Here is a 20,282-nt window from a genome sequence, read left to right on the forward strand (position 1 = left end):
CGATGTCGGTGCGGGTCGGGCATGGGGCGGCGACGCACGCCGGCTTGCGCGGCCGGGCGAACGAAGACTCCTACCTCGCGGACGCGCCTGTGTTCGTCGTGGCGGACGGGATGGGCGGACACGAGGCAGGGGCCCGCGCGAGCGCCGCCGCGGTCGCCGAGTTCCAGCCGCTGGTCGGCATCGCCCGGGTGACGAACCAGGATGTGCGGGCCGCGATCGAGCGAGCGCGCTCGAACATCGACGCCCTTGCCACGGGCCAGCGCGCCGCGGGCACGACGCTCACCGGAGTCGTGCTGACCCGCGTGGGAGACGCCGGCTATTGGCTGGCCCTGAACATCGGCGATTCGCGCACGTACCGCTGGGCCCGTGGCCGTCTCGAGCAGATCAGCGTCGACCACTCCGTCGTGCAAGAGCTCGTCGACTCCGGACAGATGGACGCCGAGACCGCCGCCCGCCACTCGCGGCGCAACGAGATCACCCGTGCCCTCGGAGCCGGCAGCGTCGGCCAGGCGGACTTCTGGATGCTGCCCGCCGAGAGCGGCGACCGCATCCTGGTCTGTTCGGACGGACTGTCGACCGAGCTCGACGACGAGCGGATCGCCCGTATCCTCGACGAGGAGACCGAGCCGCAGGATGCCGCGCAGCGGCTCGTGCATGAAGCACTGCTGCACGGTGGACGTGACAACGTCACGGTCATCGTCGTTGATGCGCTCGGGGACGGCGGTGACGACGTGTACGACACCGTGCCGTCCGTGCAATCGGATGACGCAGACATAGACACCCGGCCGCGCGCAGCGGCCGCAGGGGGGAGCACCTGATGGTCGAGGTCCGCTATGTGCCGGCGGTAGGCGCGGAGCACTGGCGCGTCGCCCTGGCGCCCGCCGCGGCCGTCGCGCTGCCGGCGAACGTGTCGATCCCGACGGTCGAGGCCGTCTGGCGGCGCTTGGAGGAGCGGGGCATCGGTGCGGTCATCGAGGCGCTCACGGGCGCGTTCGGCACGTCGCTCGCGGCCATCCCCGACTTCATCCTGGCGATCGTCGAAGGCGACGGGCTGCGCGTCGCGGTGCGTGGACCGGTCGAGTTGGTCGTCGAGACCGATTCCGGTCCGCTCTCGGTCTCGGGCCAGGGCGTCTCGACCTGGGTCGAGCGTCATATCCCGGGCGTGCATCGCGCGTCGGCGCTCTTCGTCGATGCGGCGGACGAGACCTCGTCGCTGCCCTTCGTCGAGGGGGTCGTCGCGGCAGACTCCGTCACCGTCGACCTGACGGGTGCCCGACCGGGCGCCCGTCCCGCGAGCCCCTTCGTCGCTGCGGCTCCCGCGCCAGCGGCTCCCGCGCCCGCGAAGCCCGCGCCTGCGGCTCCCGCGTCCGCGAAGCCCGCGCCGGCGGAGAGTGCCACGCCCGACCCCGCGCCCGCACCCGAGCCGCCCGCCGTACCCGAACCCGCTGCGACGCCCGAGCCCGCCGCCGCACCCGAGCCCGCCGCCGCACCGGTGCTGGGCGAGAACGACATCTCGTTCGACGAGTCGCCCGGCGCGCAGACGTTCGTTCCGCTCGGCGACACCGCGGCTGCCGATGAGCACGCGATGATCTGGGGCGAGACGGTCGTGCGGCCGACCCTTCCCGCCGAGCAGCTCGACCCAGCCGCGACCGCCACCCCCGACGACGACGCCACCGTCGTCTCGGCCCCGCCGGCACCGGCGGGCGATCACGACGGCGAGACGATCGCGGTCGCCGACATCCGCAGTGCACGTCGCGGCGAGCCGGCCGTCTACGAGTCGACGGAGATCGTGCCCGCTCGGCGCCTCGCACGCGGACGGATTCGCGTCTCGGACGGGCAGATCGTCGAGCTCGACAACACCGTCATCGTCGGACGGCGCCCCCGATCATCGCGATCGAGCGGTGACACGCTGCCCACGCTCGTCGCGGTCGAGAGCCCCGAGCAGGACATCTCGCGCAACCACGTCGAGATCCGCGCCGAGGGCGAGCACGTCCTCGTCGTCGACCTCGATACGACGAACGGCTCGGTGCTGCTGCGCGGCGGCAACGACCCGGTGCGGTTGCACCCGAACGAGCCGACGATGGTCGTCTCGGGCGACGTGCTCGACATCGGCGACGGTGTCACGCTGGCGTTCGAGGATCTGCCGTGAGCGCGAAGCGGCCCCCGGCGCCGCCGCCCGAGCTGCCCGGCTTCACCTACCTCGAGCTGCTGGGGTCCGGCGGCTTCGCCGACGTCTACCTGTACGAGCAGCATCTGCCTCGACGCAAGGTCGCGGTCAAGGTGCTGCTGCCCGAGCGGATGGCGGGCGGGTCGGTCGAGCAGTTCACGGCCGAGGCGAACGTCATGGCGATGCTCTCGACCCACCCCGCGATCGTGACGATCTACCAGGCCGGTCTCGCCGACGACCAGCGGCCCTACCTGGTGATGGAGAACTGCCCGCGGCCGAACCTCCAGGTGCGCTATCGCGCCGCGGCGTTCTCGGTCGCGGAGGCGCTGCGCGTCGGCATCCAGGTCGCGGCGGCCGTCGAGACCGCTCACCGTGCCGGCATCCTGCATCGCGACATCAAGCCGGCCAACATCCTCGTGACCGAGTACAACCGGCCCGCGCTGACCGATTTCGGCATCGCCACGACGACTGATGGCGCTGACGAGACCGCCGGTATGTCGATTCCCTGGTCGCCGCCCGAGGCGTTCGGTGAGGGACCCGATTCGGGTGTGCGCTCGGACGTCTACGCCCTCGGCGCCACGATCTACACGTTGCTCGCGGGCCGTTCGCCTTTCGAGCAGCCGGGTGGCCGCAACAGCGCCGCCGACCTCATCCAGCGCATCGAGACCGCACCTCTCCAGCCTCTCGACCGCGCCGATGTCCCGCCGTCGCTGCAGCAGGCTCTCGCGCGTGCCATGGCGAAGAGCCCCGGAGCACGCTTCGACAGCGCCGTGGCATTCGCCCGCGCCCTGCAGCGCGTTCAGATCGAGCTCGCCCATTCGGTCACTCCGATCGACATCCTCGACGATTCGCCCGACGCCGAGCAGGAAGACGACGCCGACGGCGAGTTGACCCGCGTCCGCGGCATCGTGAGCATCGAACCGACGACCGCGCCGCCCGCGGGATCGACGCGCCGCAAGGGCGGGCCGGAGGCGTCGTCGCCCTTCGCGCCGGGTGCCCCGGGCACGCCGTTCGCACCGGCGGCCCCCGACGAGACCGTGCTGCGTCCGTCGGCCCGCGCCGGGCAGGAGGCCACGGTCCGCCGCCCCCGCACGGTCGAGCCGATCGCGGATCAGACGGTGCAGCGAGGCGCGGCCGCGGCGGATGCCGCCGCAGCCGTGTCCCACTCGGACGCCATTCACGACGTCGAGCACTCCGATGCCGGTACGCCCGCGCCCGCTGCGTCCGGCCGCTCGCGTCCGTGGCTGTGGATCACCCTGGGCGGGGTCGCCGCAGCGCTCGTCGTGGCCGTCGTGGTGGTGGCGAGCATGCTCCAGCCGACCACGCCCGCCGAACCCCAGGCGAGCGGATCCCCCTCCAGCGCCCCGCAGGACCCGCTCGCTGGTTTCGTCCCGCGCGTCGGTGACCTCGCGGGTGCGCCGGCGGGCACCGAGGTGACGTTCACGTGGACGAATCCGAATCCGGTCGAGGGCGATTCGTACCTCTGGTATCCCGTCACCCTCGAGGGAACCAGTGCACCGCAGCGTGTCGAGGACGAGACCGTCACCGTGCCCGCCGACCCCTCGGGTCGGACGTGCATCGAGGTCCAGCTCGTGCGTTCGAACGGCGGCGCGGGGGACGCGGTTCGCGGCTGCACGCCCTGACGCCTGGACGTCAGCCCCCGGGCTTGTCCTCGTCTCGTCGGCTGTCTCGCTCCTCGGCCTTCCGCTGTTCGTCGGCTCGCTTCTTCGCCTCTTGCTCGGCCTTCTTCGCCGCGTCGTCGGCCGCCTTGCGGTCTTCCCCCGGCCCCTTCTGCTCGGTCGTGTTCTCGGCGGGCTCGGCAGGTTGCTGAACGGGCTGTTCCGTCTGCTCGGGCTGGTCGGATTGGTCGTTCACGATGGTCGCGGGCTCGGACGCCTCGGTGGGGGCCGGCTCGGGAGCCGCCGACTGCTCGGTGTCGGCGGGTGTGGCCGGTGCGTTCTCTCCGGTCGCGGCGCCGAGCCACATCCCGCCGAGCGCGGTGGCTGCGAGCGCCGCGGCTGTCAGGCCGCCGACGAGTCCGATGCGCGCACGCGAGCGCTGACGGCGCCCGGTCGTCTCCCGCGAGACCCCCGCGGCCGCCGCAGGAAGGATGCTGGTCGCCGTCGGGGGGATCGCTTCGGTGGTGAGTGTGGTCACGGAGGGTACGGCCGCCGCGACCGCTGCAGGCACAGCGGGAAGCGCGGGTGTCGCCGGTCGGCGTGCGAGATCGGATGCCGCGGCGAACACCTCGGCGGCGCTCGGCCGGTCTTCGGGGCGCCTGGCCGTCATGCGGCCCAGCAGAGACGCCCACGCGGGGTCGAGCGAGTCGGGGATGTCGGGTGCGAGGGTGAGCCGTGCGAGCGCCTCGCCGACCCCCTCGGCGCGAGGGAAGCCGCGCTGGCCGGTGAGGACCTCGAGAGCGACCAGGCCGAGCGCGTAGATGTCGGCCGGTGGAGCAGGCGGCGCCCCGGTGAGCTGTTCGGGTGAGAGGTACGCGGCTGTTCCGATGACCGTTCCCGGCTGCGTGACCCGGGCGGCATCCACCAGCACCGAGATCCCGAAATCGGCGAGCTTCGCTCCCGACCGGTTGCCGAGCGGAGGCACCGGCGCCAGGAGGACGTTGGAGGGCTTGATGTCGCGGTGCACGATGCCGGCGTCGTGAACGATGTGGAGAGCCTCGGCGAGATCGGAGACGAGGACGGCCGCCTGCTCGGCGGGCAGCGGCCCCTCGGCGATGCGTGCCGCGAGGGTCGGGCCGTCGACGAACTCCATGACCAGATACTCCGCGCGGCCCGGCGCCAGCTGAGCGTCGTAGAGCGTGACGAGGGCAGGATGGTTCAGCGACGCGAGCACGGTCATCTCGCTGCGCGCGCGTGCGGATGTCGTCGCGCCTTCCATCTCGGGGCGCAGGAGTTTGATCGCCACGGTGCGCCCGAGCAACTCGTCTTCGGCGCGATAGACCCGGGCCATCCCGCCCTGGCCCACGCATTCGCCCAGTCGGTACCGGCCGTCGAGCATCGCCTCCGTGGGCGGAGGTTCGTTCGTCGCCATGTCGTCTCCCTGCGGCCGCGTCCCCGGGTCGGAGCGGCCAGGCTCCACCGTAGAGCCCAGCCGCCCGCGGGCCAGGGTCTTGACACCGAGAGCGAGAACGGGGCGGATGCCGCTGCTCAGCGGGAGACGGCCCCGACGAGCCTCACGCCTGGCGCGAGCCGAGCACCTTCACGATGACGGACCGTCGGCGCAGTTCGGCGATCGTCCTGGTCTCCTCGTCGGCGTCGCGGCCGAGCGCGTGCACGTCGGAGACCACGACGACGTCTCCCGCCGTCAGATGACCGAACAGGCGCGACAGGCGTTCCTGCCAGCTCTCGCCGGTCTCGGGAGCGGGGTGGCGGAAGCCCTCGATCGGAACGCCGAACTGTGCCAGCGCGTCGCGCTGAGCCACGATGCTCGGCATGTCGTCGCGCGAGACGACGAGGCCGACAAGGCGGGCACCGGCGGGGCGGGCGGCCCACCATTCCGGGCTCGGCTGCAGGGCGGCGAAGCTGTCGGGCAGTTCGTCGACGGGGGAGTCGGGCAGCGCGATCGTACGCGTCTCGGCGTAGTCCGCCGCGGGGCGCGTGGTCCGGTCGTCGTCCGTCGGGGTGCTCACCCTCTCATTGTCGCCGACGCGAGAACGGTTTTCACCGCGAGTTCGCGTCAGAGATCGTTCTGGCGCATCTCCAGGCTCACCTGCTGCGAATCGAGGCGGCGTTGGGACTCGCGCAGCACCTCGGACGAGAACGCGCCCTCGCGCGACAGCTCGAGAAGGCGCGAGCGCATCGCGCCGATCAGCAGCAGCTGCAGCTCGCGCGCGAGGGCACCGGCATCCTCGTCGGCCGCATGCTCCAGTCGGCGGCGCGCGATCGTCAGGGTGCGGGCATCCCATCGGCCACCTTCCTCGACGGCGAGCGTCGGGTCGGCCAGCCGGTCGATCGCCGCGGTGCGCAGCTCGGCGTCGAGCGCCTGCTCCTCCTCACGCAGCAGCGAGCTGTCGGCGACGGTGCTCGGGATGCGCAGCGCCCGCACCAGGCCCGGCAGCGTGAGGCCCTGGAGGAGCAGGCTGATGACCGCGACCAGGAACGCGGTGAGGATGAGGAGTTCGCGCTCCGGGGTGTCGCGGGGAAGCGTCTGCGCCGCCGCGAGCGTCACGACGCCGCGCATCCCGGCCCACACGATGATCGTGCCGTGCTTCCAGCCGAGCGGCGAGGCCTCGTAGTAGTCGAGGTCGTTGAACGCTCGGGTCACCCGGCTGCGCATGCTCTCCAAACGCCGACGCGCCGCCCCCGGGTTCCGTCCGCGTCTCGCCACGTCGGGCGACAGGTTGTCGAGGTGCTCCGAGATCTGCTCGAGACGGTCGCGCTGGCGCAGTCGCGCGCGTCTGCCCTGGACGAAGATGAGCCCGGCGACGTAGACGGCGCGGATGAAAAGAAGGATCGCGAGCGAGCCCAGGGCGAGGAGGATCGCCTTCCCGGGTCCGCTCTGCTGCTGGAAGTTGTCGTCGAGGATGCCGCGCAGTTCGAGCCCCATGACCAGGAAGACGCCGCCCTCGAGCACCAGCTCGACCGTGCGCCAGTTGATCTCGTCCGAGACCCGCTGCTCGGCGGTGAACCGGCGCGCGGCGCCCTGGCCCGTGGTGATGCCCGCCGCCACCGCAGCGACGAGGCCCGAGCCGCCGAGGTGCTCGGTGGGCAGGTAGGCCACGAAGGGCACGATGAACCCGAGGGCCGTGGCGGCGACGGTGTTCATGCGGGCGCGGACGCGCAGATTCACGCCGCCGACGACGACGCCGACGATCACGGCGGCGACGATGCCCCAGACGAACGTGCCGACCGTGTCGGCGAAGGCGAACCCGCCGGCCACCGCGGCGATCGCGCTGCGCAGCAGCACGAGTGCGGTGGCGTCGTTGATGAGGCTCTCGCCCTCGAGGATCGTCACGACGCGCGGCGATATACCGAGTCGTTTGACGATGGAGGTCGCGACGGCATCGCTCGGGCTCAGCACCGCCCCGAGCGCGACGGCCAGCGGGAACCCGAGCTGCGGGAGCACGAGGGTGAGAAATCCTCCGACGGCGAGCGCACTGACGACGACGAGGGCGACGGCGAGCCCCGAGATCGACGGCAGATCGCGTCGGAACTCCACCGCCGGCAGTCGGACGGCTGCCGCGTAGAGCAGGGGCGGGAGCACTCCGACGAGGATCAGCTCGGGGTCGACCTCGAAGTCGTCGAGGATCGGCAGCCAGGACGCGGCCAGGCCCACCGCGACGAGGATCAGCGGGCCGGCGACCCCCAGGCGTTTCGACAGCGAGGTCGAGAGCGCGATCGCGACGACTCCGAGGATGAGTCCGGGCAGCAGTTCCACGCGTCCGGGCGCCCGTCAGAGGATGCCGAGAGCCCGGACGGCGTCGCGTTCGTCGACGAGCTCCGCGACCGACGCGTCGAGCCGCGACCGGCCGCGCTCATCGAGGTCGAGACCCGAGACGACGCGATAGCCCGAGCCGTCGCTCGTCACGGGGAAGGAGCAGACCAGGCCTTCGGGCACGCCGTACTCGCCCCGCGAGACGACCGCGGCGGAGGTACGACGACCGTCGGTGCCGAGCACGTCGTCGCGCACGTGTCGCAGGGCGGCGTTGGCTGCCGACGCCGCCGACGACGCACCGCGCACGGCGATGATCTCGGCGCCGCGCTTCGCCACGCGGGGCACGAACTCGTCGTCGAGCCAGGCCCGGGCGGCATCCGTCCCACCCAGCCGGTCGGCGAGCACGTCGGTCGCGGGCCGGCCGGCGATGGTCGCGAAGGCGACGTCGGGGAACTGCGTCGCGGAGTGGTTGCCCCAGATGGTGACCCCGTCGATGTCGGTGACCGCGACGTCCAGGCGGGCGGCGAGCTGCGCGACCGCGCGCTCGTGATCGAGTCGGGTCATCGCGCTGAAGCGCTCAGCCGGCACGCCCTCGGCCGCCGACGCCGCGATCAGCGCGTTCGTGTTCGCGGGGTTGCCCACGACGAGCACACGGACATCGGATGCCGCGGATGCCGCGATCGCCGCGCCCTGCGGGCCGAAGATGCCCGCGTTGGCGGCGAGAAGGTCTCCGCGCTCCATGCCGGCCGATCGGGGCCGGGCCCCCACGAGCATCGCGATGTTGGCGCCCGCGAATCCGGTGCGCGCGTCATCGGTGACCTCGATCGATCGCAGCAAGGGGAACGCGCAGTCCTGCAGTTCGAGCGCGGTCCCCTCCGCGCCGCGGATGCCGTCGGGGATCTCGAGCAGGCGGAGATTCACGGGCCGGTCGGGGCCGAGCATCTCGCCGGAGGCGATGCGGAACAGCAGGGCGTATCCGATCTGACCGGCCGCGCCGGTGACGGTGACGGTGGTGGCGTCCATGAGCCGAGCCTATTCCTGCCGCCGCTCGGCTCGCTGGGCGGCGTGCGACGCATGCGCGGATGCAAGGGATCCGGGACGACACCCCGTGACGGATGCCGCAGGGCCGGGGTGTCGCGGCCAATCCCTTGCATCGCGGCGCAGGCGACCGGACTCGCGGCGGATCCCGGCTCGTCGCCGTGCGGCGACACGGCGAGAGACGCCTCGCAGGTACGGTAAAGCGCATGAACGAACGCGACCGCGGAGCCGCACGATGAGCGTGTCGGCCGCCCTGGCCGGCATCCTGTATCCCGAGATCGAGCCCTACGAGACGGGCTTCCTGCTCGCCGGCGACGGCCAGCGCATCTATTGGGAGCAGTCGGGCAATCCCGAGGGCAAGCCGGTCGTGTTCCTGCACGGCGGCCCCGGCGGCGGCACCTCGGCCTGGCACCGTCGGTTCTTCGACCCCAAGGCGTACCGCATCATCCTGTTCGACCAGCGCGGCTGTGGGAAGTCGACGCCCCATGCGAGCGATCCGGCGGCCGATCTCCGCTACAACACCACATGGCACCTCGTCGCCGACATCGAACTGCTGCGACGCAACCTCGGCATCGATCGGTGGCAGGTGTTCGGCGGCTCGTGGGGGTCGACGCTCGCACTCGCCTACGCCCAGTCGCACCCGGATGCCGTCTCGGAGCTGGTGCTGCGCGGAATCTTCACGTTGCGGCGCCACGAGCTCGAGTGGTTCTACGAGGGCGGCGCGGCCGCGCTGTTCCCCGACCTGTGGGAGGACTACCTCGCGCCGGTGCCGGTCATCGAGCGGAGCCGGCTGATCGAGGCGTACCACCGTCTGCTCACCGACCCCGATCCGGCGGTGCACGTTCCCGCGGCGCAGGCCTGGACCCGCTGGGAGGCGTCGACCGTGACGTTGCGGCCCGATCCCGAACTGGTGACGGCCATGACCGCGGCCGAGGCGGCGACGGCGTTCGCGCGCATCGAGAACCACTACTTCCTCAACGGCGGATGGCTGCGTGAGGGGCAGCTGATCGAGGACGCCGCGTCGGGCCGGCTCCGCGGCATCCCGGGTGTCATCGTTCAGGGCCGCTACGACGCCTGCACGCCGCCCATGACGGCGTGGGACCTCCACCGGGCCTGGCCCGAGGCCGAGTTCGTCATGGTCGATGACGCCGGCCACTCGGCCGGTGAGCCCGGCATCGCCGCCGCCCTCGTCGCCGCGACCGACCGTTTCGCCCGCTGACCCGCGCCCGCGCCGGCGCGGCGGCGCCGAGAACGCACCGTCGCCGCGATAACGCACCGCGGATGGTGCGTTATCGCGAAGAGAGTGCGTTCTCGGCGGCTTGCGCCGCGGGCCAGTGCACCGACACGTCGAGGCGGCGGCGGGTGGGAGCGGATGGCGGGGCGACGAGCATCGGGAGGAGCGCGGCCATGGCCTCGCGGCCCAGCTCGTCACCGTCGACGTCGATCGCGGGCACGTCGTCGGCCCCGATCGCCTCGGCCACCAGGCGTTCCGCGCTGACGACGATCTCGCCGGGCGAGGCGACGCCGCGAGCGCGGAGGGCGAAGACGAGACCGAGGCCGATGGATGTCGCATAGGGCACGACCGCCGTCGCGCCCGAGTCGATGACCGCGTCGGCGGTCGCGACGCCCGCCGCGAAGGTCGCCGGGAACGGGCCGAGCGCGGTCAGCTCGACGCGATCGCCGACGGCGGCGTCGATCGCGGCGGAGCGCTGCCGGTCCTGCCATGACCCCTCCGGGCCGCCGAGGTACACGATCCCCCGATGACCGGCCTCGGCCAGGCGCGTCGCGAGCTCCGCGAAGGCGCTCGCGGTGTCGGCCACGATCGAGGTCATGCCCTCGATCTCCCGGTCGACGAGGACCGTGGGCCCGAAGGCGCCGGCGGCGCGGACGATGTCGTCGGGACCGCGCGGGGCGACGAGGATGCAGCCGTCGACCTGCCGGGCGAGGCGCTCGAGCTCGTCGAGGCCGTCGGCGTCGTCGAGCCGGTGCACCGCGACGGTGAGCTGCAGGTCGGACTCGCGGGCGCGCTCCTGGGCGCCCGCGATGATCGGGGTGAAGAACGCGTTGTCGAGGGTGGGCACGACGAGCGCGACGATGCCGCTACGTCCCCGGGCGAGGTGGCTCGCGGCGCGGTTGGGGATGAAGCCGAGCGCCGCGGCAGCGGCGCGCACGCGCACGACCGTCTCGGGGGCGACGAGATCGGGGCGGCTGAGAGCACGGGATGCCGTCGACTTCGATACACCCGCATGCGCGGCGACATCGGCGAGTGTCGTCACCGTGCCCCCTTCATCCCGCCGCCGCATGCCGCGACGGTCCGCTCATCCTACTGAGCCGAAGCAACCGGTTGCGCCGGCGTCTGACGGCAGTTTTACACGGTGTTAACACGAATGGTCGCATCGCCCCTCGCGCGGGCTCTACGGTAGGAGCAACCGGTTGCGCAACCGGTTGCACCCGCATCCTCCCCTCGCACGAACGGAGTTCGCTCGTGGTTTCACGCCGCACCGGACTGCTGGCCCTCCCCGGGCTCGCGCTCCTGCTGGCGGGGTTCCTCATCCCGTCGATCGCGATGCTGTTCGCCCCTCCCGGCGTCAGCCTGGTCGACATCCTCGAGCGTCTCGGTCGGATGCTGACCGACCCGTTCGATCTCGCGATCATCGGGCGCACGGTCGGGCTCGGCCTCATCGTCACCGTGATCTGCATCGTGCTGGGGTTCCCGATCGCCTATCTGCTCGCCCGCTCGACCTCGCGCTGGTCGGGCGTGCTGCTCGCCCTCGCGATCTTCCCGCTTCTGCTGAGCAACGTCGTGCGCACGTTCGGCTGGCTCGTGCTGCTGGGCTCGAACGGCGCGATCGGGCAGCTGCTCACCGGGCTCGGCCTCGTCGACCGGGCTCCGCAGCTGCTCTACACCGAGCTGGCGATCGTGCTGGGCCTGACCCAGCTCTTCCTGCCGCTCGCCATCATCTCGTGCTACTCCGCCGTCGCCCAGGTCGATCCTGGGCTCGACGACGCCGCCCGCGGTCTCGGCGCGAGCCGCACCCGGACGTTCTGGGGCATCGTCGTGCCGCTCTCGGCACCGGGCATGGTCGTCGCCTCGACGCTCGTCTTCGCCGGCAGCGTCACCGCCTACACGACTCCGTACCTGCTGGGCGGATCGAGCCAGCGGATGCTGTCGACCCAGCTCTACTCGTACTCGAGCGTCACGATCGACTGGGCGGCGGCGAGCGCGACGGCCATCATCATGACGGTCCTCGTCTTCGCCGTGTCGGGCCTGTCCGCCGTCGTCGGACGACGGGGGGCCACCGCGTGAAGACCAGTCGTCCCGTCGCGGCATCCCTCGCCGTCGCCGGCTACATCATCATGATCGTGCCGATCCTCTTCGTGGTCGCCACGGCGTTCACGGGCGGACGCACCCTGCGCTTCCCGCCGGAGGGCTTCTCGCTGCAGTGGTTCGAGGCGGCGCTGAACTACGACCCGTTCATCAGCGCCCTGCTGTCGAGCCTCCAGCTCGCCCTCATCGCCACGGTGCTCGCACTTCTGATCGGTGTTCCCGTGACGCTGGCGATCCACCGCGGCAAGCTGCCGGGCAAGGGACTCGTCGAGGGGCTCTTCCTCTCGCCCCTCATCGTCCCCGAGCTCGTCGTCGGCCTCGCGCTCTACCAGCAGCTGATGATCGGCCTGCGCCTCGACAACTTCCCGGTGCTGCTCGTCGGCCACACCGTGCTGATGCTGCCCTACGCGGTGCGGGTCACGGGCGCGTCGCTGGCGCTCGCCGATCCCGGCATCGAAGAGGCCGCCCGCGGGCTCGGCGCGTCGCCGCTACGCGCGTTCTTCTCCGTCACGCTGCCCCTGCTGCGCCCCGGCATCTTCTCGGCGGGGCTGCTGAGCTTCGTCACCTCGTTCAACAACGTGCCGCTGTCGCTGCTGCTGCAGAGCCGCGACTTCCGCACGCTCCCCGTCACCATGCTCGACTACGTCCAGCAGAGCTACGACCCGATGGTCGCGGCCACGAGCACCATCATCCTCGCGGGCACCATCGTCATCGCCGTCATCGCCGAGCGCACCGTCGGCTTCGCCCGCATCTTCGGAGGGATCAACCGATGACCACCGCAGCAGAGTTCGTCGGGGTGACCCAGCGCTTCGGCGACTTCACCGCCGTCGACGACATCGACCTCGCCATCCCGTCGGGGCAGCTCACGACGTTGCTCGGACCGAGCGGATGCGGCAAGACCACCTCGCTGCGCATGCTCGCGGGCTACACCCAGCCGACGTCGGGCCGCATCATGATCGCGGGCACGGACGCCACCCGCACGCCACCCGAGCGACGTGGACTCGGGATGGTGTTCCAGTCGTACGCCCTGTTCCCGCACATGACCGTGGCCGAGAACGTCGGTTACGGCCTGAAGCTGCGCAAGGTCGCGGCGGCCGAGCGTCGGCGTCGCGTCGAGGAGTCGCTCGACCTCGTCGGCCTCGGACACCTCGCGGCGAGCCGGCCGAAGAAGCTCTCGGGCGGACAGCAGCAGCGCGTGGCCCTCGCCCGCGCCATTGCGATCCGGCCGACGCTGCTCCTCCTCGACGAGCCGCTGTCGAACCTCGACGCGCGCCTGCGCGTGCAGATGCGCGCCGAGATCCGCCGCATCCAGTCCGAGACCGGTCTGACGGTCGTGCTCGTCACGCACGATCAGGACGAGGCGCTGGAGATGTCCGACCGCATGGTGCTCATGCGCGACGGCCGCATCATGCAGGAAGGCGCCCCGTCCGACGTCTTCACCGCTCCGGCCAACCGTTTCGTCGCGGAGTTCCTCGGCTACGAGAACTTCCTCGCCGCGGCGGACGGGACGCTGACGACCGTGCGTCCCGAGCACCTCGCTCTCGGGCGCCCCGCGGACGGGACCGGGCTCGCGCTCGACGGAGTCGTGCTCGACGTCGCCTACCGCGGAGTCGACCGTCTCGTGACCGTCGAGACCGCCGACGCCACGGGCGCGGCCGTGCGCCTCATCGCCGATGTCCGCGACGAGGCCGTGACCGCCCGCCCCGGCGATCGGGTCACCGTCACGGCCCCGACCGCCCGCCTCATCCGCCTCGCCTCCTGAGCGGCCCGACGCCTCCACCCCGCACCAGCACCCGCACCCACCCCAGCACCAGCCCCGCACCTCTGCGCCCCGCCCGCAGACCTCCGAGAGGAACCCGCATGATCCGCACCCGCACCAGCCGCGTCCTCGCGGCATCCGCCGCCGTCGCCGCCACGGCTCTCGTCGTCACCGGCTGCTCCGGCGGTTCGGCAGAGTCCGGCGACGGGGGATCGAGCGACTCGATCGTCGTCAGCGCCTTCCCGTTCGGCGTCGAGCAGTTCCAGGAGGCGATCGTCGACCCCTTCACCGAGAAGACCGGCATCACGGTCGAGATCGAGACCGGGTCGAACGCCGACCGGCTCTCGCAGCTCCAGCTCGCCGGTGGCGACGCCGGGATCGACGTGATGCTGATCTCCGACACCTTCGCGGCATCCGGCCAGGAGCAGGGGCTGTTCCAGGACTTCGACGAGTCCGACGTCCCGAACCTGGCGAAGATCGCCGACTTCGCGGTCGAGGACGGTTATGACGGACCCGCCTACAGCTACCAGCTCAACGGCACGCTCTACAACACCGACGAACTGGATGCCGCGCAGGCCGCCGACTGGTCGCTCTACGCCGACTCCGCCTACAGCGGACGCCTCGCCTTCCCCGACATCGCGGTGACGGCCGGGCAGCTCGCCGTCTCGGGGGTCGCGTCGACGTTCGGTGACGGCCCCTACGACATCGACACCGCCTACATGACGATCGGCGGATGGGCCCCGAACATCCTGCAGTTCTACTCGTCGTCGACCGAGGTCACCAACCTGCTCACGCAGGGCGAGATCGTCGCCGCCGATGCGCTGAGCGGCTTCGCGACCACGCTCATCGCCTCCGGTGAGCCCGTCGCGTGGACCGCGCCCGCCGAGGGTCGCTACATGGCGACCAACCGTGCCATGATCCCCAGCGGAGCGAAGAACCTCGAGGGCGCGTACGCGTTCATCGACTACCTGCTCTCCGTCGAGGCGCAGACGGCATCGGCCGAGATCGTCGGCGACCTCCCCGTCGCCCTCGACGCGACGATCCCCGCCGAGATCACCGCGGTGGTCGGTGACATCGCCGCCGACCCGATCGCCGCGGGCTACGCGACGCTCGACCCCGCCGAGATCGTCCCGAACCGCGCGCAGTGGGTCGAGCGGTTCGCGCGCGAGGTCGCCTCGCGCTGATCCAGACCGCCCGGCCGCCGAGCATCCCCCCATCCTCGGCGGCCGGGCCTCTTCTCGCGGTTTCACGACCGCACCGCTCCACGAGTACGAACGGCACCATGACTTCCGCAGCATCCCTCCCCGTCGACTACCTGCAGCGTCTGCCGAAGGCCGACCTGCACTGCCACCTCATCGGCACGGTCCGCGCGTCGACGTTCGCCGAGCTGGCGCACCGCGAGTCGCTCGAACTGCCCGCCGACCCCGAGCGCATCTTCGCCGACATCAACTCGCTGCCGCCCGACCCGGCCCTCTACCGGAACACGCGCATCCCCGTTCCGCAGCAGCGCGGTGCAGATGAGCCGGAGGTGTCGTACTCGCTCTTCCAGGTGTCGAACTGGGTGGTCGAGGTGCTCCGGGATGCCGACGACCTCACCCGCATCGTCTACGAGGCCTTCGAGGACGCCCACCGCCGCAGCGGTACGCGCCACCTCGAGCTCTTCTTCGATGCGCTGCCGCCGCACCTCGAGTCGCTCGGGTATCTCGGCGCCGTCGAGGCGTACGCCGACGGCATCCGGATGGCTGAGAGGGATTTCGGCATGACGGGGCTGATGATCCAGGGGATCGATCGCAGCCGCAGTGGCGAGGAGGCCCTCGCGGTCGTCCGCCGGGTCGTCGACAACCCGCACCCGTACGTCGCGGGCATCGGCCTCGACAACCTCGAGACCGCCGGTCCGCCCGAGCGCTTCGTCGACGCGTACCGCCTGGCCGGTGAGGCGGGTCTCGGACGCACCGCGCATTCGTCGGAGCACGCCCCGACCGCCGTCAACACGATCACCTGCCTCGATCTGCTCGGCTGCGACCGCATCGACCACGGGTACTACGTGCTCGAGGACGACGCGGTCGTCGAGCGGATGCGCGAGGAGCAGGTCGCGTTCACCGTCGCCTCGACCACGTCACGCCGCTCGTGGCGGCCCTGGCGTCGCGCATCGATCGGCGCGATGCTCGAGGCCGGGCTCAACGTCATCCCGTGCTCCGACGACCCCGGGATGTTCCCCACGACCCTCGCCGCCGAGTACGGCATCGTCACGGAGCAGATCGGTGCGTCGCGCGAGCAGGTCCGCCGGATGGCGATCTCATCGTTCGAGGCGTCGTGGCTGCCCGCCGAGGATCGGGCCCGTCGCGTCGCCGAGGTCACCCGCGAGATCGACGCTCTCGACGCCGAGTTCGCGCTCTCGGTCTGACGCCCGCTGGGGCGCCGCGCCCGCCGCGCCCGCCGCGCCCGCCGAGAACGCACCGTCGCCGCGAGAACGCACGTTTGAAGGTGCGTTCTCGCGGCGAGCGTGCGTTCTCGGTGGGATGGCCCGCGCCGGGCGGTGCGGCCTGTCGCCTTGCCGAGGTCACCGCGAGATTGACGCGCTCGACGCCGAGTTCGCACCCTGCGCGCGCCGAGCACGCGCCGTCGCCGCGAGAACGCACGGGTGAGGGTGCGTTTTCGCGGCGAGCGTGCGTTCTCGGCGGTGGGCCCCAGCGAGCAGCGGCGGCTCAGTCGTTCGCGGATGCCGGGGCGAGGCGGATGCTGCGGGTCAGCGACCGCTGCGGCGGCCGGCGCTGTTCTGGCGCACGACCGAGCCGACCATGAGCTTGCCGCCCGCGGCACCGCCGTTCGACGACGCGCGACGGCCGGTGCGGCGCGGGTTGCCCGCGGGGGCGGCGTCGCGCGTCTCGCGGGGTGCGCGGTCGGCGGTCTGACCGCCGCGCGCGGACTGCTGCCCGCCGCGGCTCTGCTGCGCGTCGCGCTGACCGCCCGAGCGTGCGCCCTGGCCGTCGCGGCCACCGGCAGCGCCCTGGCCCTGACCCTGGCCGCGCCCGCCGCGGCCACGGCCGTTGCCACCGCCGGAGCGACCGCCGCCGTTCGACGACCCGCCTTCGCGGGCATCGCGTGCAGCGCGCTTGCGCTGGGCGTTGGCGCCCTGGCTCGTGCCACGGGGCGCGACCTCGACCGGCGCGGGGGTCACGTAGGGCGCGACCTTGCCGACGAGAGCGGTGACCTCGGGCGACTCTGCGGTGACCGAGGTCGGGGTGACGGCGATGGCGGCCTTGCGGAGCAGATCCTTGACGTCGCGCTCCTGGCCCGGCATCACGAGAGTGACGACGGCGCCCTCGGCGCCCGCGCGCGCGGTGCGGCCTGAGCGGTGCAGGTACGCCTTGTGCTCCATGGGCGGGTCGACGTGCACGACGAGCTCGACGTCGTCGACGTGTACGCCGCGGGCGGCGACATCCGTCGCGACGAGAACCTTCGCGGTGCCCGACGAGAACGCGGCCAGGTTGCGGTCGCGCTGCGGCTGCGAGAGGTTGCCGTGCAGGTCCACCGAGGGGATGCCCTGCGAGGTCAGCTGCTTGGCGAGCTTCTTCGCCGCGTGCTTGGTGCGGGTGAAGAGGATGCGGCGGCCCATGCCCGAGGCGAGCGCCTTGACGACATCCTTCTTCTCCTCGGCGCCGGCGAGGTGGAACACGTGGTGCGTCATCGCCGCGACCGGGGAGTGCGCCTCGTCGACCGAGTGCAGCACCTCGTTCTGCAGGAAGCGCTTGACGAGCTTGTCCACGCCGTTGTCGAGGGTCGCGCTGAACAGCATCCGCTGCCCGTCGCGCGGCGTCTTGTCGAGGATGCGCGTGACAGCGGGGAGGAAGCCGAGGTCGGCCATATGGTCGGCCTCGTCGATGACGGTGATCTCGACGGAGTCGAGGGTCAGGTGGCGCTGCTGCAGCAGGTCTTCGAGGCGACCGGGGCAGGCGACGACGATGTCGACGCCAGCGTTGAGGGCCTGAACCTGACGGTTCTGGTTGACGCCTCCGAAGATGGTGGTCGTCTTCATGCCGTAGGCAGCCGCGAGGGGCTCCAGGGTCGCGTTGATCTGCGTCGCCAGTTCCCGGGTCGGGGCGAGGACGAGGCCCAGGATGCGGGCGGCGCGGCGGCTGCCGCCGGCCAGCTCGCCGCCGAGGCGCGCGGCCATCGGGATCGAGAAGGCGAGGGTCTTGCCCGAGCCGGTCTTGCCGCGGCCGAGCACGTCGCGCCCGGCGAGGGTGTCGGGCAGGGTGTCGACCTGGATCGGGAAGGCGGTGGTCTTGCCGTCCTTCGCGAGGGCTTCGACGAGGGGAGCGGGCACGCCGAGCGTGCGGAAAGTGGTGTCAGTCATGAGGGAGTGTGTCTCCGGGCGCACGTCGGCGCCCTGATCGGTGGCCCGGATGCGGGTGCGCATGCGGGGTCGCCGTACGAAAGAGTCCGCGGGATGCCGGTCGTGACCCGGTGGGCGGAAGGCGTTCTACGACGCGTGCGGCGCGAGCGCGCCACAAGTTCTACCAGTCTACCAGTGCAGGCCCGGCGGTCGGTTCGGCCCCCTCGCGGCGACCGCGTGCCCGCTGGAGCCGCGATGCAAGGGTTCAGCCTCGACACCCCGCCGGTACGGCATCAGTGACGGGGTGTCGGCCCGGATCCCTTGCATCCGCGCACGGCCCCGAGGCTGCCCGGCGTCGGAGGCTCGGAACCTCCCCGACGTCTCCGAGCCCTCGGATGCCGTTGGCCCGGAGCCGCGATGCAAGGGTTCGGCTGCGACACCCCGCCGGTACGGCATCAGTGACGGGGTGTCGGCCCGGATCCCTTGCATCCGCGTACGTGGGTGCCCGCGGGGCGGGCGGGGTGGGGCGGATGTCTCGTGCCAGCAGAACCTCACCAAACAGGTTCCCGTTCCGCAGGGGTCAGTGCCCGGTCGTTCGCACGGCGATGCAAGGGGTCGGCTGCGACACGCCGCCGGTGCGGCATCCGTCACGGGGTGTCGGCCCGGATCCCTTGCATCCGCCCACGCAGCACGCGCGCGGCACGCGCCCAGGTCAGATGAGCGAGAGCTCGCGCAGCTTCGTTGCCACGTCGTCGTTGCTCGGCTCGACGTGGTGTGTCGCGTCGGGGTAGACCACGACGGGGATCTGGGTGCGACCCGAGATCTCGCGCGCGACGTCGGCTGCAGCCGGCTCCGCCTCGAGGTCGATGTAGGTGTAGTCGACGCCGAGCTCGTCGAGCTGCGCCTTCGTGCGGCGGCAGTCGCGGCACCAGTCGGCGCCGAACATCGTGATCGTGTCGGTGGAAGCGGTCATACCTCCAGCGTACGTCCGCGACGGAGGACCGGGCCCGACCCCGATCCCGCCCAGTGCGTACCGATCACGCGAAAACGCACCGCCTCCCGAGCACTCTCGACGAGGCGGTGCGCTCTCGGCGCGGAAGCCCGCGCCTCAGTACTCGGCGGCTCGGGCGCGCTCGGGAGCCGCGTCGAGCACCGCTGCGACGCGCTGCTTCTTGGGTGCGTAGACGACGAGCGCGTGGAAGACGAAGCGCACCACGAACGCCGCGATGAGCGTCAGGCCGGCAGCGATGACGCTCGGGATGTGTGCGTTCTCGACGAGCATCCAGAGCACCGGGATCCGGATGATGGCCTCGGCGTTGTTGAACGCGAACGATTTCACGAACCGTTGCGTCATGCTTCCGGATTCCGACCGCATGTCGGAGAAGACGAGGTATTCGAGCAACAGGAAGTTGCCGATGATCGTGATCTCGCTCGCGATGATGGATGCCGGCAGGTAGTCCATTCCGAGCCGGATCAGACCCCACATGATCACCAGGTTCGCGATGGCGCCGACGCCGCCGACCAGGGCGAACGCCGACATCCGTCCGAAGCGGAGCATCAGCAGCTGGGTGAGGAACCGGATGCCCTGTGTGAAGGTCGCCTTCGACGAACCGGCGTAACGCGGTGCGAAGGCGAACGGCACCTCGGCGACCCGCATGTGACGGCGCGCCAGGATCTCGAGCAGGATCTTGAAACCGCGCGGCCGCAGAGCGTCGACGTCGATCGTGTCGCGGTTGACCAGGAAGAATCCGGTCATCGGGTCGCTGCATTCGCCGAGCTTGCGGGGGAACATCGCCTTGGTGAGCAGCGTCGACGCGCGTGAGACGGTCGTGCGCGTCGCATCGGCCAGCCCCTTCGAGTCGCCGCCGGCGATGTAGCGCGAGGCGACGACGACATCCACGTCTCCGCGGTCGGCGCGTGCGAGCAGCCGGGGGATGTCCTCGGGTGGATGCTGCAGATCGCCGTCCATCACGAGACACCACGACGAGTTCGCGGCGCGTATGCCTTCGACCACGGCCCCGCCGAGTCCCGCGACCGGCTCGTCGCGGTGGATCAGTCGCACCGGGAAGTCGGCCGCTCTCGCCGCCCGCTCGATGATGGCGGGGGTGTCGTCCGTGGAGTCGTCGACGAAGACGACCTCGATCATCCGGTCGTCGACCGCGTCACCGATCCGTCGGAGCAGCTCCACCACGTTCGGGCCTTCGTTGAAGGTCGGGACGACGATCGTCAGATCCATGGAACGCTCGCAAGTGAAAACGGA

17 protein-coding genes are annotated in these 20,282 nt (G+C 71.5%); 9 read left to right on the plus strand and 8 right to left on the minus strand.

Annotated features, from left to right (window positions below; all coding sequences use genetic code 11):
• Window positions 1-2: 2 nt before the first annotated feature.
• From QUC20_RS01230 to QUC20_RS01240, 3 genes are read left to right on the plus strand one after another with little or no spacing between them, the layout of a single operon-like run.
• Complete coding sequence (locus tag QUC20_RS01230; RefSeq protein ID WP_120263729.1) at window positions 3-818, plus strand: PP2C family protein-serine/threonine phosphatase; 816 nt, start codon at window positions 3-5, stop codon at window positions 816-818.
• On the plus strand, window positions 818-2,149 hold the full coding sequence (locus QUC20_RS01235) for an FHA domain-containing protein (RefSeq protein WP_289330689.1): 1,332 nt from the start codon (window positions 818-820) through the stop codon (window positions 2,147-2,149). The genes QUC20_RS01230 and QUC20_RS01235 overlap by 1 nt, the downstream gene beginning before the upstream one ends.
• Window positions 2,146-3,810 carry a serine/threonine-protein kinase gene (locus QUC20_RS01240; RefSeq protein WP_289330690.1) on the plus strand — a complete coding sequence of 555 codons (1,665 nt, stop codon included), beginning with the start codon at window positions 2,146-2,148 and terminating at the stop codon, window positions 3,808-3,810. Before QUC20_RS01235 ends, QUC20_RS01240 begins: the two co-directional genes overlap by 4 nt.
• Window positions 3,811-3,820: 10 nt before the next feature.
• Here the strand turns inward: QUC20_RS01240 and QUC20_RS01245 are convergent, their stop codons facing one another.
• The 4 genes from QUC20_RS01245 to QUC20_RS01260 all read right to left on the minus strand — a co-directional run bounded on the left by QUC20_RS01245 (window position 3,821) and on the right by QUC20_RS01260 (window position 8,584).
• Complete coding sequence (locus QUC20_RS01245) at window positions 3,821-5,218, minus strand: serine/threonine-protein kinase (protein WP_289330691.1); 1,398 nt, start codon at window positions 5,216-5,218, stop codon at window positions 3,821-3,823.
• A 142-nt stretch (window positions 5,219-5,360) separates the two neighbouring features.
• A complete protein-coding gene (locus QUC20_RS01250; protein ID WP_023952973.1) occupies window positions 5,361-5,816 on the minus strand; it encodes a recombinase family protein in 456 nt (151 codons plus the stop codon).
• A gap of 47 nt (window positions 5,817-5,863) precedes the next feature.
• Window positions 5,864-7,564: a cation:proton antiporter gene (locus tag QUC20_RS01255; protein ID WP_289330692.1), complete on the minus strand. Its 1,701-nt coding sequence runs from the start codon at window positions 7,562-7,564 to the stop codon at window positions 5,864-5,866.
• Between the two features lie 15 nt (window positions 7,565-7,579).
• Window positions 7,580-8,584: a malate dehydrogenase gene (locus QUC20_RS01260; RefSeq protein WP_289330693.1), complete on the minus strand. Its 1,005-nt coding sequence runs from the start codon at window positions 8,582-8,584 to the stop codon at window positions 7,580-7,582.
• Window positions 8,585-8,834: 250 nt separating this feature from the next.
• Between QUC20_RS01260 and pip the strand changes: the two genes are divergently transcribed.
• Window positions 8,835-9,818 (plus strand): prolyl aminopeptidase, encoded by a 984-nt coding sequence (gene pip / locus QUC20_RS01265; RefSeq protein WP_289330694.1) that lies wholly within the window; start codon window positions 8,835-8,837, stop codon window positions 9,816-9,818.
• A gap of 70 nt (window positions 9,819-9,888) precedes the next feature.
• Here pip and QUC20_RS01270 read toward each other — a convergent pair whose 3' ends face one another.
• Window positions 9,889-10,875, minus strand: a complete 987-nt coding sequence (locus QUC20_RS01270; protein ID WP_289330695.1) for a LacI family DNA-binding transcriptional regulator — start codon at window positions 10,873-10,875, stop codon at window positions 9,889-9,891.
• A gap of 209 nt (window positions 10,876-11,084) precedes the next feature.
• Between QUC20_RS01270 and QUC20_RS01275 the strand changes: the two genes are divergently transcribed.
• From QUC20_RS01275 to QUC20_RS01295, 5 genes are all read left to right on the plus strand, one after another.
• A complete protein-coding gene (locus tag QUC20_RS01275; RefSeq protein ID WP_112615945.1) occupies window positions 11,085-11,906 on the plus strand; it encodes an ABC transporter permease in 822 nt (273 codons plus the stop codon).
• Window positions 11,903-12,700, plus strand: a complete 798-nt coding sequence (locus QUC20_RS01280) for an ABC transporter permease (protein ID WP_289330696.1) — start codon at window positions 11,903-11,905, stop codon at window positions 12,698-12,700. The genes QUC20_RS01275 and QUC20_RS01280 overlap by 4 nt, the downstream gene beginning before the upstream one ends.
• Window positions 12,697-13,689, plus strand: coding sequence for an ABC transporter ATP-binding protein (locus QUC20_RS01285; protein ID WP_120263710.1), 993 nt, complete (start codon window positions 12,697-12,699; stop codon window positions 13,687-13,689). The genes QUC20_RS01280 and QUC20_RS01285 overlap by 4 nt, the downstream gene beginning before the upstream one ends.
• Before the next feature lie 98 nt (window positions 13,690-13,787).
• On the plus strand, window positions 13,788-14,870 hold the full coding sequence (locus QUC20_RS01290; RefSeq protein ID WP_120263709.1) for an extracellular solute-binding protein: 1,083 nt from the start codon (window positions 13,788-13,790) through the stop codon (window positions 14,868-14,870).
• 98 nt (window positions 14,871-14,968) lie between these two features.
• Window positions 14,969-16,090: an adenosine deaminase family protein gene (locus QUC20_RS01295; RefSeq protein WP_289330697.1), complete on the plus strand. Its 1,122-nt coding sequence runs from the start codon at window positions 14,969-14,971 to the stop codon at window positions 16,088-16,090.
• A 342-nt stretch (window positions 16,091-16,432) separates the two neighbouring features.
• On the opposite strand, the gene QUC20_RS01300 is transcribed toward QUC20_RS01295, so the two are convergent.
• The 3 genes from QUC20_RS01300 to QUC20_RS01310 form a co-directional block, all read right to left on the minus strand.
• Window positions 16,433-18,043 carry a DEAD/DEAH box helicase gene (locus tag QUC20_RS01300; RefSeq protein WP_289330698.1) on the minus strand — a complete coding sequence of 537 codons (1,611 nt, stop codon included), beginning with the start codon at window positions 18,041-18,043 and terminating at the stop codon, window positions 16,433-16,435.
• Between the two features lie 691 nt (window positions 18,044-18,734).
• Window positions 18,735-18,995 (minus strand): glutaredoxin family protein, encoded by a 261-nt coding sequence (locus QUC20_RS01305; protein WP_120263708.1) that lies wholly within the window; start codon window positions 18,993-18,995, stop codon window positions 18,735-18,737.
• A 135-nt stretch (window positions 18,996-19,130) separates the two neighbouring features.
• Window positions 19,131-20,258, minus strand: a complete 1,128-nt coding sequence (locus tag QUC20_RS01310) for a glycosyltransferase (RefSeq protein ID WP_120263707.1) — start codon at window positions 20,256-20,258, stop codon at window positions 19,131-19,133.
• Between the last annotated feature and the right edge of the window lie 24 nt (window positions 20,259-20,282).

The organism is Microbacterium arborescens, from assembly GCF_030369635.1.
In the GTDB taxonomy this organism is placed as follows: Bacteria; Actinomycetota; Actinomycetes; order Actinomycetales; family Microbacteriaceae; genus Microbacterium.

Coding starts and splice junctions, on each gene's coding strand:
- QUC20_RS01300 (WP_289330698.1), bottom strand. CDS start 18,043: ATGACTGACACCACTTTCCGCACGCTCGGCGTGCCCGCTCCCCTCGTC.
- QUC20_RS01285 (WP_120263710.1), top strand. CDS start 12,697: ATGACCACCGCAGCAGAGTTCGTCGGGGTGACCCAGCGCTTCGGCGAC.
- QUC20_RS01230 (WP_120263729.1), top strand. CDS start 3: ATGTCGGTGCGGGTCGGGCATGGGGCGGCGACGCACGCCGGCTTGCGC.
- QUC20_RS01305 (WP_120263708.1), bottom strand. CDS start 18,995: ATGACCGCTTCCACCGACACGATCACGATGTTCGGCGCCGACTGGTGC.
- QUC20_RS01260 (WP_289330693.1), bottom strand. CDS start 8,584: ATGGACGCCACCACCGTCACCGTCACCGGCGCGGCCGGTCAGATCGGA.
- QUC20_RS01290 (WP_120263709.1), top strand. CDS start 13,788: ATGATCCGCACCCGCACCAGCCGCGTCCTCGCGGCATCCGCCGCCGTC.
- QUC20_RS01310 (WP_120263707.1), bottom strand. CDS start 20,258: ATGGATCTGACGATCGTCGTCCCGACCTTCAACGAAGGCCCGAACGTG.
- QUC20_RS01235 (WP_289330689.1), top strand. CDS start 818: ATGGTCGAGGTCCGCTATGTGCCGGCGGTAGGCGCGGAGCACTGGCGC.
- QUC20_RS01295 (WP_289330697.1), top strand. CDS start 14,969: ATGACTTCCGCAGCATCCCTCCCCGTCGACTACCTGCAGCGTCTGCCG.
- QUC20_RS01245 (WP_289330691.1), bottom strand. CDS start 5,218: ATGGCGACGAACGAACCTCCGCCCACGGAGGCGATGCTCGACGGCCGG.
- pip (WP_289330694.1), top strand. CDS start 8,835: ATGAGCGTGTCGGCCGCCCTGGCCGGCATCCTGTATCCCGAGATCGAG.